Origin of the sequence: Paenibacillus luteus (assembly GCF_006542765.1) — a bacterium.
Taxonomy (GTDB): Bacteria; Bacillota; Bacilli; order Paenibacillales; family Paenibacillaceae; genus Pristimantibacillus; species Pristimantibacillus luteus.
The window spans coordinates 26,491-40,766 of sequence record NZ_SKCD01000016.1 but is presented as its reverse complement, the minus strand read 5'-3'; the positions used below and the strand labels follow the sequence as shown (position 1 = coordinate 40,766).

Below are 14,276 nucleotides of genomic sequence, written 5' to 3'. Positions count from 1 at the left end.
CCACCGCGACAGCTGCTAAAGAACAATATCGTTTTATGGATTTTCGTTAATCCTTATGTGACGATTCGAATCGTTATCGGGGCGAACCTTTTATTAATTATACCTGTTGTAGACTATGAATCACCTTTCCATTAGAATTGCGTATGGGTAAAGGGTCAAAATAAAAGAAAAGAAGTAACGTAACGAAGCGAGGTGGAACAAGTATGAGCACGATGATTAGCGTAATGTTGGTGGATGATGAACCACTTGCACTGGAGAACGTTTATGAAATGGTGGACTGGAGTGCTCACGGTTTTACAATTGTAGGACAAGCAACGAACGGACGCAAGGCGTTGCAAATTTTTGAACAATGGAAACCGCAGATTGTTATCACTGATATTTCCATGTCGCCAATGAGCGGACTGGAGCTGGGAGCTCATATTCAGCAGATTGCACCAGAGACCAAACTGATATTTCTCACAGCCTATCGAGATTTTGACTATGCTCGACAGGCGATTGAGCTTCAAGCAGCAAACTACCTTCTTAAACATGAAATTAGCAAAGATCGTCTGTTGAATCATTTGCTGGAGATCAAGATGAGAATTGAAACGGAAGGAATGGATCGGGATCTCGCATTGCGGCTCATGATTCGAAACCTATTATCCGGGAGATTCACGTCGCAGGATGGCCATCTGCTCACTCAAGCTAGGAAACGCCTGGAACGACAAACTGGATTGCTTTATTGGGAATTCGGTAGCCAGGTATGCGCCGATGGCAGTCGCATTGCCAGCCATGTGCCTAGCGAAACGTTAGGTTTAATAGAGAGAGCTATTGAAGAACAAGTGGAGCATGTAGAAGAAATTCTAATCATGGAGCAGGAGCTTGGACATGTTGTTTTTCTAAAGCTGGATGTGCCGAATAGTCAGTTGATTGTTCAGTATAGCATGCAGGCCGTTGCATACGCATTGCAGCGGTTGCTGGGTATGCATACAGGCATTGAGCCATCGATAATTATGGGTGAGTTGGCGAACAAAGATTCTCAGAAGTTATGGATGAGCATGCAAGAGGCTTACGATTTCTCATTATTGCAGCCTCCTCGTGCTCTATTTTTAATGGAGCAAGTACGGCAAGCCGCATCCCGTAATGTCTCACCGTTTCCGTCTTTGAAGGATTTGATTCAATCCGAGGGGCAATGGGCCGGACTGCAGACAAGGCTACAAGCTATGCTAGACACTAAAAACTTGTCCGATTTGCGTGAGCTTCTAAATCATCTGCCTGCATGGACGAGTCTATTGCATGTGCCCCCAGAACAGACAATAGGGGCTAACGCTGCCGAGATTGTCAGTGTCATAACCGAATTATTGTCTTTAAAAGTGAAAAAATCATCTCAGATTGGAGGTTACTCTCGCTGGGTTATTAAAGCCATGGAAAAAGTGCGAATGCATTATGCTGATCCGGATTTGACTTTGGATACGGTAGCTTCCATGCTGCAAATCAGCAGTGTACATCTGAGGACCACATTCAAGAAAGAGACCGGCCAATCACTGCTTGAATATACAACCGATTGTCGAATTAGGGCTGCCAAAAAAATGCTGCTGGAAGGTGACTTGAAAATATATGAGATTGCAGAGCGGGTAGGCTACAAGACGAGTCAATATTTCAGCCAGGTGTTCAAACGTTCTACCGGCTTTCATCCGAAAGATTACAATGGACAGGAAAGTCGGGGATAAGCCAAATGCATACAATCCGCAATAAAATTATTAGCAGTGTAATCTTTATCGTAATTTTGTCTCTCACGACGATTAGCCTTCTCGCATATGAGCGTTTCTCTATGATTCTGGAAGAACAAGCACTTGCCGAGAATAGCATTCATCTTGAGCAAGCTGCTTTGCAAGTGAATCAGCTTATTGACGATGTCTACAAGTATGCGGGTAACATGGTCAATGACGGGTTGCTGCAAGATTTTGCCAACCGAACTAGTTACCCGTCAGTTTTTGAAGAATTAGAGGCGTACAGTGATGTGGTTACACAACTAACAAAGTTTAATGTACTTCGAGACTACCTGGAGAGCTCGGCTATTATTAGAAGTGATGGCAAAGTGTACTGGTCATCCCTTTACACGGATCCTTATTATAAAGAACTGCTTCAGGAAGACTGGTATCAAAGCAAGATCCAAACGGAAGCAAAAAGTGGGTTCACTATACCTCATGATATATTAAATCCAGGTCCTAAAAAAGTCGTCAGTTTCTTTATTCGTTTCGATCCTCAATATGGCGGAGTGCTAGTGCTTAATATTGATTACGCCGTATTTATGGATATGTTTAATTACTTGGAAACAAACTTTGATCAATATGCATGGGTGGAGAAGGACGGGACTGTATGGCACAATCATGGCATACCAGCAGAACGGCTGATACAAGCAACCGCATCCCTCCATCCAGGTATGAGCAAGGATACCGGCTCAGACGGTTATTACTTGACCAATCATTTTGAGAAAACCAACTGGTCTCTGGTCGCATTTACTTCGAAAGACAGATTTTATGAGCTGGTGGGGTATGTATTGCGATATTGGGTCGTCTTTGTATTGTTGTGCCTAATTCTGTGTATCCTTATTTTTTATCCAATTGTTACGAATATTACGCGACCAATCTCGCAGATGACTCGGGCGATGAAAATGGTTTCCATGGGCAACTACAATGTGAGTTTGACATTCAAGAGCAAGGATGAGTTGTCGATACTCAAACAAGGGTTTGAGAAAATGATCGACGAAATTCAAAAACAGATTGAGGAGAAGGTCGAGCAGGAGCGATGGAAAAGACAAATGTCGACGGAATTGCTGTTTGCCCAGATTAATCCGCATTTTATCTACAATACGTTAAATACGGTTGTTTATATGGCTAGAAAGGCTAAGCATAAGCCAATTGAAGAGATGATGGAGTCTTTTATTGGCGTCCTTCATGATGCAGTGAAGCTTGGGGAGGAAGGATTCTATACCACGGTCAGAAATGAAATCGTGATCATCGATCATTACGTTCGTATTCAGCGTTACCGGTATGCAGACAGCTTCTCATTGGTATGGCGTGTCGAAGAAGAAACACAAGACTGCATGGTGCCGAAAAGTTTATTGCAGCCATTAGTGGAAAATGCAATTTTCCATGGGTTTGCTGATATAGATAAGACCGGGCAGATACAGATCATTATCCGCTTGGCGGGGGGACGGTTGATGCTATGTGTAAGCGACAATGGATCAGGAATGGATGACCAATTACAGCTAAAGAATATTCACGGAGAACCGCTGGCACGAGATAAGGGGCCAGGAGGATTAAAGCCGATCGGACTTGCAAATATTCGTGAGCGAATAAAATATTTATATGGAGATGAAGGCTCGATGAGCATCTCTTCCGTATTGGGAGAAGGATTTACGGTAACTATCGAGATACCTGCGAAGCTGGAAAACATAAGGTGATCCAATCACTGATGACGATAGTATCAGATTTTATACAAAATTATCGGATTGTCCCGTTGTTGGTCCCCTAGCTTGGAAGTATAGTACGTGTAGAGCAGCAGACGCAGTAGAGTAAAGAGCCGAAATGCTGCCACAATCATAAAAATAGGGGGAAAACAACAATGAAACGAACGGGACGTAAAGTGGGTACGTGGGTAGCGTGTCTGGCGCTTAGTCTTATGGTAGTGATTGCTGGATGCGGATCCAATGATGCAAACCATGGTACCGCTAGCGAAAATGGAAAAAACCAGGATGCACCTGTAAAGTTGACAGCCTGGGGGTGGGATAAAGCGTGGTTCGATGCTTCTTTAGTTGAATTCAATAAAGTACATCCTAATATCTCCATTGATTTTGTTGAGGTATCGGCAGGCGATTACTTGAAAAAAGTACAGACCTCCATCGCCTCTGGCTCAGAGTTACCGGACATCCTCTGGGCGGAAGAAGCCTTCCGTGGAGCTATGTATGAGCTGAATGTACTGGAGGATATTTCTTCTGAACCGTACAATTTCGACTCATCCAAGCTTCTTGATTTTGAACTGCCGCTCCTGACGAACAGCAAAGGCGAATTGGTAGGTCTGGAACAGTCGGGATCACCGGGCGCGCTGGCATACAAGCGTGACCTCGCAAAGCAGTTTTTTGGCACCGATGATCCTCAAGAGCTCGCTGCTTTGTTTCCGGATTGGAATGCCTTCATTGAGAAGGGCAAGGAAGTAGTGCAGGAGAGCGGCGGCAAAACATATATGCTGGGCAGTCTGATGGATGCCTATACGATACTATCGAAGCAGGGAACAACAGCTGTGGTAGACGGTACTACAGTCAATCGTGAAGTGGTGCTGGAGCTGTTCAAGCGCTTGCAAGTGATGCGGGACTCGCAGACTGAGGGCAAGCTTGGCATGTGGTCACCAACCTGGAACGCTTCCTATTCACAAGATAATGTAATTTTCTACCCTGCAGCCAACTGGTCGCCTCAATTTGTTATCAAGCCAAATGACAAGAGCAGCAATGGACGCTGGGGATTAATGGTACCTCCAGAAGGAGGTTACCCGTATGGAGGAACAACGATCGGCATCTGGAAAGATAGCAAAAATAAGGACGCCGCTTGGACCTATATGAATTGGCTTCTTGCTTCAGATGAAGGTGCGGAAGCGAATTTCAAAGTATCAAACTATATTCTGCCATTGAAATCATTTTTTGAGGATACTTCCAAGCTTTCCTCAGGACCGGATGAGTTCTTTGGCGGTCAGGATCTGGGAAGTTTCTGGGTCGAGGAAGTTTTTCCAAGCATGAAGGCGAAACAGGTGACCAAGTATGATCAGGACATTTATTCCGCTTCAGAGTTGGTTCTGGAAACGATGGCTCAAGATCCTAATTTCAATGCGGAAGAAGCGCTTATGAGATGGGAAAAGCAATTAAAGAAAAATCACTCAGAACTTATTTTTAAATAGCAGACATAGCAGGCGGTCGGCGCTGTTCTAACCATAGTGCCGACCGCTCTTTACTAGCAAGTGACGGGAGTGGGAGATGACCATGAAAGCAAGCGGCATGAGCCGAAAAAATAAATGGCCTTATTTATTTATAGCCCCATACTTTGTATCCTATGCGGTGTTAAGTCTATTCCCTATCGTGTTCACCTTCTACATGAGTTTGACGGATTGGGATTTGTACGGAAACCGAAATTTCATCGGATTAGAAAACTACAAACAACTGTTTTTTCATGACAGTTACTTTTGGAAATCGCTGTTGAATGTATTTTTGTTCTTGCTGGGTTATCTGCCTGCTCTGGTTATTGTAGGTATGCTTCTAGCAAGCGTTATAGAAAGTAAATTGATTCGGCGTAAGACGTTTTTTCGTCTCAGTGTGTTCAGTGCGTATATGACAACGCCTGTAGCAGTTGGCATTATCTTTGCTCTCTTTTTCGATTGGCAGGGTGGCATACTCAACCAACTTTTCGTTGAAATTGGTTTGTTGACGGAGAAGATCAATTGGTTAGGCTCCGCGGATTCTGCAAGGTGGATCGTCATTACGATGGTATTTTGGAAGAATCTCGGTTACTTTGTAATGTTCTACACAGCTGGGATGGCCAGCGTTGATCGTTCTATCTACGAAGCAGCAATCATTGATGGAGCCTCCGCCAAAGATGTGTTTTTCCGGATTACGATGCCGCTGCTTAAACCGATTAACCTATTTTTGATCATCACATCGATCATAAGCGGTTTGCAATTAGTGGAAGAGCCAATGCTGCTGTTCAGCGGATGGGCTTCCGGCTCCAGCATGGTAGGGGGACCCGATGGATCAACATTTACTCCGATCTGGTACATGTTCGACGCATCTTTTGACAGCAGTGCTTTCAAGTACGGCAAAGGAGCGGCAATTGCCTACTCTACTTTCCTGTTTATAGCCCTCTTCTCGGTGATAAGCATCAAATGGTTTAACAAGGAGGACAAGGGAAGATGAAAGGATTAATAAAATGGTCGAGCATCAGTTTACTTAGTATCTTCTGTCTTATTTTTCTGTTCCCATTCTATATGATGATTGTGATGGGCACCTATTACTCTGAGGACTTGTTTCGTGAGCTTCCCATCTTGCCCAGCAATTACCTGCTAGAAAACTTAAAAACCATAATGTCTGCTAATTTCTTGTTAAATTACTGGAACAGCTTTTATGTCGCTGTTTTGTTTACAGTATTGTCGGTTGGTGTTGCTGGCTTAACAGGCTATGCTTTCGCTAAGTTTGAGTTCAAGGGCCGTAATGTTCTGTATGGTTTCATTCTTGCGACAATGATGATTCCAGGACAGTTGGGTCTTATTGCGTATGTGATGGAAATGAAATGGTTTCATCTTAACAATACGCATGCTCCTCTCATTCTGGCTGCATTAAACAATGCCTTTGGAGTGTTCTTCATGGCTCAGTTTATCCGCTCTTCCGTGCCCACTGAGGTTATTGAGAGCGGTCGAATCGATGGCTGCAGCGAACCTGGTGTACTGATCAGAATTGTCCTGCCTTTTATGCTTCCGGCGATGAGCACGCTAGGCTTGATCAGCTTTCTAGGCTCGTGGAACAACTATCTATTGCCGCTTGTGACGATCAACAAACCTGAGCTTTACACGCTTCCACTAGGGATAGCCAATCTATCGACGGTCTTCCGTACGGATTACTCGGCGAGCATTCTGGGGCTGACATTGGGGACGCTACCGTTGATCATCCTGTTTCTATTCGGCTCCAAGACACTGGTACAAGGCTTGACGGGCGGTGCTGTTAAAGGCTGATCTTTGGGAGGAATAGGAAAATGTCGAATTTAGATAAGAAGTTTCAAACGGATGAATTTTTACTAGGAGTATGCTATTATCCCGAGCACTGGCCAGAGACGATATGGGACGACGACTTTCGGCGTATGAAAGAGATGGGCATCAATACCGTGAGAATGGGGGAGACCGCATGGAATGTCATGGAGCCTGAGGAAGGGAAGTATGACTTTTCTTTGTTCGATCGGGCACTCGAACTCTGTGAACGCTACGGTCTCAAAGTCATTTTGGGTACGCCTACCTACGCTCCCCCAGCTTGGCTGACCGAACGATATCCCGAAGTGCTGCGAGTCGATTTTCGGGGGGCAGTAATGCAGCACGGTTCCAGGCGCCATTACAACTATACATCGCCTGTGTATTGGAGGCTGTGCGAAGGCATTGTCAATGCTCTAATTGGTCACTACAAATCTCATCCACTTGTCATAGGCTGGCAGATTGACAATGAACTGAACTGCCACTCCGATACCAGTTTTGCAGACAGTGACCATGATGCGTTCCGTTCCTGGTGCCATAAGAAGTACCGCAAACTGGAGACGCTTAATGAGGCGTGGGGGACAGCGTTTTGGGCCCAAACATACACGTCTTGGAGTCAAATATACCTGCCGAGGCCGACTGTCACCTATCACAATCCGAGTCATCTGCTTGATTTCTACAGATTTACATCTGATTCGGCCATCAGATTTGCAAAGCTGCAATATAAAATTATTAAAGAAGCTGCCCCCCATCAGTTTGCCACTCACAATGGCATATTCGGGAATATTGACTATCGTCCATTTACGGAACAAACCGTTGATTTTCTGTCTTATGATTCGTATCCGACATTCCAGCTTATGCGCGACGACCTGCCAGTAAAAGAGAAAGACAGGCTGAGCGGCAAACATTTGAGCAAGGTGCGCGGCTACTCTTCTAAATATCTCATTTTGGAGCAACAGGCAGGGCCCGGTGGACAGACAGGTAACGGGCTGAACAATGACCGCGGTGACTACCTTCAGGTAGCACCGAAGCCAGGGCAAATTCGGCTTTGGACCTGGCAATCCATTGCTCATGGGGCAGACGGCGTCCTCTATTTCCGTTGGCGCACTTGTCCCTATGGGGCAGAGACGCTATGGCACGGTCTCAACGATTATGGCAACCAGCCGAACCGTCGTTTGGACGAGGCGGCACGTATTGCAGAAGAGACACGACGGCTCTCGTCTCTCATCGTTGGCACTTCGGTCCGAGCGACTGCTCTGATTCTAACAGACTATGACAATGACAGTAATTGCAAAATTGATCGTCATACTGGCTTCGAATATTGGCGCAGTGAGGAAAATATCTATTTGGCATTAAGCTGCAGACATATCGGTGTAAATGTTCTTGATCTGAAGGCATTGGCAGAGGAAGGAGTGCTGGACGGTGTGAACTTGATTTTCATACCGAATGCCCAACTTCTTGAGCCGAAGGAAATAGAGCAATTGGAGAATTTCGCTTTAGAAGGCGGAACTGTCGTTTTCGGACCCCGCAGTGGTTACAAGAATCGGAACAATCATGCCCATCAGCTGCCTTTTCCAGGTGTACTAAGGCAATTAGCTGGCATTTCTGTCGAAGATATTACGATGGTTACCGATCCGGCTAATCAGCGTATCCAATTTACTGAGGGGCAAGCGAAGAATGCTCCGACCTTGCATGAGGTGCTTCGTCCGGAGAGAGAAACGGTTGAAGTGCTGGCTCGCTATACCGAAGACTATTATGCTGGTGCTCCCGCAATTACGTGCAGTCCTACAGGGAAGGGGGCTATCGTCTACTGCGGAACGTTCTTTACCCTAGATAATGTTAACGCACTGCTTGATATGCTTATGACAAAAGACGGTTTCTCGCCATGGGGGAACTTGCCTTCAGAGGCAGAAGTGGTTTATCGTATAGACACAGAACAGCAGCTTTATGCCATCGTATTAAATTACTCGGCAAACTCGCTCAATCTGGAGCTAAAGCATCCTTTGTTCGATTGCCTAAATGAGCAACACTTATATGACACCCATGTGTTGGAGCCGTACGGCATCCGTTGGCTGAAGTTAAGTTAGGTAGGGCTTGATTTACCAAAAGTGCAGAAAGAATACTAGACATACAGCCACTTACAGCTGTAACGCGCACGATAGGCATGACCTTCAACAGAAGCTTATGCCTATCGTGTTTTTATGTTAGTGTATGGCGTTTCGACTTGTTGATGGATTTTCAACTACTTGCGCTTGAATTCTTTATAAAAGCTTTTGACCGAAAATGGCTAGATTTAGCGGCATTTTTGCAAGCTCCGCTAGGCTGGAAGGGCTGTAGATTATCAAATTGAGGTATAGCAATATGCCAATTGCAACAATCACGATGAACAAGCATCCCCATGAATAGACATATAAAACCACGCCTGTGGGAGAAATAAGGAGTGATTGTCCTTGATGACAAGGTGGGGGCTGTTTGACTCTTAAATAGAATTTAGTCCCATTCATAAACAAAATAAAGACCGCCTCGCGTCAGTCCCTTTTCATGTCCTATTTCTTCCAATTTTCCACAAAATGATTTACCGCTGCCTGCTCAATGGCCAGCCCTTCCGTGTAACGCTCCATAAACATGGCAAAACCATTCACATCTGCGCTGTCATGATAAACTTCTAGCCCTTCTGCATTATTGAACACTTTATGAGTTAGGAAATCAGCCAAACTATCGTGCTGCTCCTTGTTAACCATATAAGATGCCCAAATTGCCATCCCCTATGCGCCGCCCTCACCAGCCATAGACATGACCGAGACGGGAACATTCAGTGCTGCGGCACACATTTTTTTGACCGACTAGCGGTGTTTTGAACAATCCTCCATACGCCAAAATACGGTCAATCGTTACATGCTCCTTCTGTGTCAAACGATCCATCCCGAGCCTTAATGCAGCAATCGCGGAAAAGAGATGTACTCTCATAAAGTTAGCGTAGCGACCATGCCTATTCCGGCATCGCCTTCCGGAGGACATAGAGGAACACCTGCTTGCAGGTTGCCTGATGGGTCTATGAGTCGGGCACCAGCTTCATTTAGGTATCCAGCATGTTCACCTGCAGTATAAACGTTAGGTGAAATATTTTTAAGATTCCACGGGTAGTCTTTATCGGCAATTTAACCATCAAACTGCTTAATCATATTTTCATTATATTGCTGTGCAGACCCATCGATAGGGAACATACCAGAGGCATCCCCCATACCAAGAGCCCTGCTGCCAGTCAACAGGCAATGAATGTACCCCGACAAAGTTGTCATATAATCGATGTTAGCAACATGCTCTTCATCGTTCAAAATGGCTTGATACAAATGTGCGATGCTCCAGCGCTCTGGAATTTTAAACTGAAATTTCTCGGTTAGCTCCGATGCAGCTGTTCCCGTTGTGGCATGTCGCCATGTAGGGAACGGAACCAATAGCTCTCCTGCTTGATCAAGTGCAATATAGCCCTGCATCATGGCAGAACATCCGATTGATCCGATTTTTTGCAGTGTTACGCCATAATTTTTCTCAACCTCTTGCTTTAATTGGTGGTAGGTTTCTTGCAACCCTTTAATTATTTCATTGAGTTGGTAGGTCCAATAACCGTCGATTAATTGATTTTCCCACTCATAGCTGCTGGAACCGATTATTTCAAAATTATATTCAATTAGTACAGCCTTGATTCGGGTGGATCCAAATTCGATGCCAAGTGAGGTTTCACCTTTAACTATCGCTTGTTTAATATTTTGATCCATGATGGAGCTGCTCCTCTATGGATTTGAAATTAAACCGAATATAGCATAAGGGCATAAAGGTGTAGAACTGTAACGGTTCAGCCCACTGATGGCATCCGATCTCCGTTGTATTCCCAAATCGATTCCTGTCAAAGCGTCTTTTAAATTCTCGTATATAAGCCATGAATGAGGGTGAATTGTTTTTTTGCGTTCCCACACTGGCTTTAGCAGGAACAGGAAACGGTCGTTCACAACTAAATGACAAAAAAATCGTTAAGCTAAAGCGCCAGCATATACAAAAAACCGGATTTTAGCATCCGGTTTTTTATGTTGAATTTATACAACTGTGAGAGCTTTAGAAGGATATCATAGTGAAATGGCGGTGTGCATCACATGACGTAAGCTTTTTACGTTTGATAACGGTCAAACCGTATTACGGGTAACGAATTAAAGAACGGGGCGGCTTCTGAATGAAGGTTACTCGGCGTTTGATACGATTTGGTTTAAAGGATCTGAATGATAGGTTATGTTCATAAATGATTGAAACTTTTCAATGGCTTATTGTATGTGCAGCGTGTGCTTTGTGTGGATTTGCCATCGCGCGATGGTGCTATAAAGATAAGTAATAATATATTGAATATGCTCGCCGTAAAGGCTACGGCGCTCGTTTGATATTATTGCGGTGGATTAAAGAAAAGTTTTACATGTTTACAACTATTGCAGACGTAAACACGTACAATGATAATCCCATAATTAGTCTTGGAAATCCCGTTGCCCCTTCATGTGGGGACGGGGGAAGTGATGCTTTATTTCATTCATCCTGGCTCCAATTGCAAATGCAGTATCCATAATTGGATGCGATCACCAGTTTTAATTTTCTCGAACCCCTGATTTTATGGGCTTTCGTAATTTAGGTTTAAGCTAAAAGTATTGTGTATTGAGACATAAGGGTTAAACCAATAAATTTATTGAACGAATCAAACTGCAGATAAACATATTCATAAACAAAGGTGACCCATTCTTTGGTTGTTAGATGCAATTGATCTTAAAGGAATACGGTAAATAGCATTTTGCCCTCTTTTTACTTTTTGTTACCCGCATTGGATGTGCCTCGCAGAAAGATTCCAACCACTTCTTTTGCCAATGCCCTGTTGGATGCGTATTTTAGAAGGGTGTCTTTTCGATTTCCCAGCAGCATCATCGCGGAGAAGGTTTGTGCCAGAAGCATGGGATCGTTGACTCTAAGCACATGTTTGTCCATTGCCACCTGAAAATGTTCCGCTAATAACTGGTAGATGCTATGCTCGGATTGTCTTATTTCCATTAGTTGTTCCTCATTTAAAAAGGGCTCAGCTTCTCTCAGCATCGTTTCGATTTCGGCATGGGGATTGGTTAACCGCGCTTCGGCTACTGTAACCAATCCCTCTTCGAGGTGTTCGGCCTCCTGTAGAATACGAGATATATGTCTATGTACTTGATTTAAGACGGTTGTAACTGCCACTTTAAATAATTCCGGTTTGCTAATGAAATGATAATAAATAGCTGGCTTGGACACTTGGCATTCTTCGGCGATTTGCAGCAGCGACACAGACTCGTATCCATACTCCATAAAACGTTTGGATGCAGTCTTAATAATCATTTCTTGTATGGAAGGATCATCTTTTGCATGCTTGGGTCTACCTGGCGCGCGTTGCGAGTGTTTTTTTATCATAACTACCTCCATGAATATTTTATGACAATTCATCATTTTAATCAAAAGCGTCTTGATAATTTACCTACCGGTAAATATAATTAATGAGATCGAAGTATCTCCTCCATGAAAATTGTTATGGTTGCATCAAGAATAGGCAGGTGAAAAATATTGGCAACGATTACTCGGTTGAAATGGCTTAGTTACGCAACAACGCTGTTTATGTTTTTCGCGACATTTGGAGGTGGCATCGTCACCAGAACAGAGTCCGGTCTGGGATGCGGCACGGAATGGCCAATGTGTCATGGGAAATTTGTTCCGGCTCATACGCTTGCTTCCGTCATCGAATACACACATAGGCTGGTGAGTACGACGGCAGGCATTTTGGCCGTGGCTACTCTCCTAACTTTTTTAGTGTATTTGAAGCAGCGAAAAGATTTGCAATTTTTTGCAGCATTAACACTGGTTTTTGTCATCATTCAAGGCGCAATGGGTGCATTAGCAGTCGTATTTTCACAATCTCCCCCCGTGATGGCGCTCCATTTGGGCTTCGCCTTTATCGCTTTAGCGAGTTCTTTAATGACGAGTCTTGGCTCGAGGCAAGAACAGAAAGCGCGGGGACTTGCGAAATTTGAGCAAATGCCGAGGACAAGCAAGGCATTTCGCTATTTTGTATGGTGCTTGACCGTATATTCTTATTTGGTGGTCTATACCGGCGCATTTGTAAGTCATACTGATTCGGCAGGTTCCTGTACCGGGTTGTTTTGCACAGGCAGTCGGCTGCCGGAATTGGCAGGAGGGATAACGATTGAATTGACTCACCGGATCGCCGGTATGCTGCTGGTTTTGCTCGTTGTCATATTGTGGTTTTGGATTTACAAGTATTACAAGAGCAATCGGGAATTGACGATGCAAGCCCGGTTTGCTGTTGGTCTCATTTTGTTCCAAGTTCTTACTGGCGTAGGCATGCTGTATACGCTTAACCGTCCGGAATTGTACATGTTCGTTGTACTAGCCCATATGACCACTATTGCTGTACTATTTGGCATGCTTGCCTACATGAGTTATCTGACATGGAGGCTTTCCAAGCCTGCAACAATTGAAAAATAATAAAAGTTATTCAAAGGAGAGTTGCTCAGTGACAAAGACAAAACGAAAACGTATATGGCTGCGCATCCTGCTCGCGGGCTTCGTCCTCATCGCGCTTGTTGCCGCTGGATCATTCCTGTATCTAAAATCTCAAACATACACACCAAGCACTAAAGCGGAGTCGGCATTGCAAAGCAACAGCGAGGTAAACGTAACAGAGGGGAAAGACGGGTATACATTCGAGCCTGCGGATGGAAGCATCATGCAGCCCAATATTATTTTTTATCCTGGCGGCTTAGTTGAGCCGGGCAGTTATTCGCCGTTTGCAAGCGAGCTTGCTAAGTTAGGTCACCGTGTATACATTGCAAAAATGCCGCTTAATCTGGCTATTTTCGGGCAAAACAAAGCCGATTCCTTCGTGCAGGAACATCCGGGCGAAACCTTTGTCATCGGAGGTCACTCGCTGGGGGGCGCGTTTGCGGCCAGGTATGCTTCAGAGCACAACGATCAACTGGCAGGTATTTATTTCTTAGCTTCGTATGCCGATGATAGCGGAAGCCTTGCCGATACGGACCTTGCCGCGCTACAAATTACAGGTACTTCTGACGCGGTGCTCAATCTGGATGTTTGGGAAAGTTCAAAAGCCAATCTTCCTGAGTTAACGGAATATGTTTCGATTAATGGTGGAAATCACGGGCAATTCGGATCCTATGGTCCGCAAAAGGGAGATAGTGCACCTCAAATCGGAGAAGATGACCAGTTGGAGAAGGTTGTTGATGCCTTGCAGAATTGGATGGAGCAATTTAAAAATAATTTAGTTTAACAAAATGTTCAATAGGTTAAAAACTTAACATTCAAATTTAATAGCTAACCCCCGTACCATCAAGGGGGTTGGCTATTTTTAGTGTACCCGATTTGGCTGGCTATACCTTGGTGGTGAAAATCGAATTGCATAATCTACTTTCCGATTAAATTAAAAATCA

At 44.4% G+C, this 14,276-nt stretch carries 12 protein-coding genes; 8 read left to right on the top strand and 4 right to left on the bottom strand.

Going from position 1 to position 14,276, the window contains the following annotated elements; all coding sequences use genetic code 11:
• Positions 1-203: 203 nt before the first annotated feature.
• From E0496_RS13795 to E0496_RS13770, 6 genes are all read left to right on the top strand, one after another.
• Positions 204-1,709 carry a response regulator transcription factor gene (locus E0496_RS13795; RefSeq protein ID WP_141502323.1) on the top strand — a complete coding sequence of 502 codons (1,506 nt, stop codon included), beginning with the start codon at positions 204-206 and terminating at the stop codon, positions 1,707-1,709.
• 5 nt (positions 1,710-1,714) lie between these two features.
• Positions 1,715-3,445 (top strand): sensor histidine kinase, encoded by a 1,731-nt coding sequence (locus E0496_RS13790; RefSeq protein WP_141502321.1) that lies wholly within the window; start codon positions 1,715-1,717, stop codon positions 3,443-3,445.
• Between the two features lie 161 nt (positions 3,446-3,606).
• A complete protein-coding gene (locus tag E0496_RS13785) occupies positions 3,607-4,929 on the top strand; it encodes an ABC transporter substrate-binding protein (RefSeq protein ID WP_141502319.1) in 1,323 nt (440 codons plus the stop codon).
• Between the two features lie 76 nt (positions 4,930-5,005).
• Positions 5,006-5,938, top strand: coding sequence for a carbohydrate ABC transporter permease (locus E0496_RS13780; protein WP_141502318.1), 933 nt, complete (start codon positions 5,006-5,008; stop codon positions 5,936-5,938).
• Complete coding sequence (locus E0496_RS13775; RefSeq protein ID WP_141502316.1) at positions 5,935-6,750, top strand: carbohydrate ABC transporter permease; 816 nt, start codon at positions 5,935-5,937, stop codon at positions 6,748-6,750. The genes E0496_RS13780 and E0496_RS13775 overlap by 4 nt, the downstream gene beginning before the upstream one ends.
• A gap of 20 nt (positions 6,751-6,770) precedes the next feature.
• On the top strand, positions 6,771-8,846 hold the full coding sequence (locus E0496_RS13770; protein ID WP_141502314.1) for a beta-galactosidase: 2,076 nt from the start codon (positions 6,771-6,773) through the stop codon (positions 8,844-8,846).
• Between the two features lie 459 nt (positions 8,847-9,305).
• Here the strand turns inward: E0496_RS13770 and E0496_RS36535 are convergent, their stop codons facing one another.
• The 4 genes from E0496_RS36535 to E0496_RS13755 all read right to left on the bottom strand — a co-directional run bounded on the left by E0496_RS36535 (position 9,306) and on the right by E0496_RS13755 (position 12,225).
• Positions 9,306-9,521 carry a hypothetical protein gene (locus E0496_RS36535; RefSeq protein WP_241674802.1) on the bottom strand — a complete coding sequence of 72 codons (216 nt, stop codon included), beginning with the start codon at positions 9,519-9,521 and terminating at the stop codon, positions 9,306-9,308.
• 16 nt (positions 9,522-9,537) lie between these two features.
• The gene (locus tag E0496_RS36530) at positions 9,538-9,777 is read right to left on the bottom strand and encodes an FGGY-family carbohydrate kinase (protein WP_241674801.1); all 240 of its coding nucleotides are present in this window, start codon (positions 9,775-9,777) and stop codon (positions 9,538-9,540) included.
• A 140-nt stretch (positions 9,778-9,917) separates the two neighbouring features.
• Positions 9,918-10,535: an FGGY family carbohydrate kinase gene (locus E0496_RS36525; protein WP_241674800.1), complete on the bottom strand. Its 618-nt coding sequence runs from the start codon at positions 10,533-10,535 to the stop codon at positions 9,918-9,920.
• Between the two features lie 1,060 nt (positions 10,536-11,595).
• Positions 11,596-12,225 (bottom strand): TetR/AcrR family transcriptional regulator, encoded by a 630-nt coding sequence (locus E0496_RS13755; protein ID WP_141502310.1) that lies wholly within the window; start codon positions 12,223-12,225, stop codon positions 11,596-11,598.
• Between the two features lie 150 nt (positions 12,226-12,375).
• Here E0496_RS13755 and E0496_RS13750 point away from each other — a divergent pair, with 150 nt between their 5' ends.
• Positions 12,376-13,314 carry a COX15/CtaA family protein gene (locus E0496_RS13750; protein ID WP_141502308.1) on the top strand — a complete coding sequence of 313 codons (939 nt, stop codon included), beginning with the start codon at positions 12,376-12,378 and terminating at the stop codon, positions 13,312-13,314.
• Positions 13,315-13,342: 28 nt separating this feature from the next.
• The gene (locus E0496_RS13745) at positions 13,343-14,116 is read left to right on the top strand and encodes an alpha/beta fold hydrolase (protein ID WP_141502306.1); all 774 of its coding nucleotides are present in this window, start codon (positions 13,343-13,345) and stop codon (positions 14,114-14,116) included.
• The last annotated feature ends 160 nt before the right edge of the window (positions 14,117-14,276 follow it).

Coding starts and splice junctions, on each gene's coding strand:
- E0496_RS13795 (WP_141502323.1), top strand. CDS start 204: ATGAGCACGATGATTAGCGTAATGTTGGTGGATGATGAACCACTTGCA.
- E0496_RS13790 (WP_141502321.1), top strand. CDS start 1,715: ATGCATACAATCCGCAATAAAATTATTAGCAGTGTAATCTTTATCGTA.
- E0496_RS13785 (WP_141502319.1), top strand. CDS start 3,607: ATGAAACGAACGGGACGTAAAGTGGGTACGTGGGTAGCGTGTCTGGCG.
- E0496_RS13780 (WP_141502318.1), top strand. CDS start 5,006: ATGACCATGAAAGCAAGCGGCATGAGCCGAAAAAATAAATGGCCTTAT.
- E0496_RS13775 (WP_141502316.1), top strand. CDS start 5,935: ATGAAAGGATTAATAAAATGGTCGAGCATCAGTTTACTTAGTATCTTC.
- E0496_RS13770 (WP_141502314.1), top strand. CDS start 6,771: ATGTCGAATTTAGATAAGAAGTTTCAAACGGATGAATTTTTACTAGGA.
- E0496_RS36535 (WP_241674802.1), bottom strand. CDS start 9,521: ATGGCAATTTGGGCATCTTATATGGTTAACAAGGAGCAGCACGATAGT.
- E0496_RS36530 (WP_241674801.1), bottom strand. CDS start 9,777: ATGTCCTCCGGAAGGCGATGCCGGAATAGGCATGGTCGCTACGCTAAC.
- E0496_RS36525 (WP_241674800.1), bottom strand. CDS start 10,535: ATGGATCAAAATATTAAACAAGCGATAGTTAAAGGTGAAACCTCACTT.
- E0496_RS13755 (WP_141502310.1), bottom strand. CDS start 12,225: ATGATAAAAAAACACTCGCAACGCGCGCCAGGTAGACCCAAGCATGCA.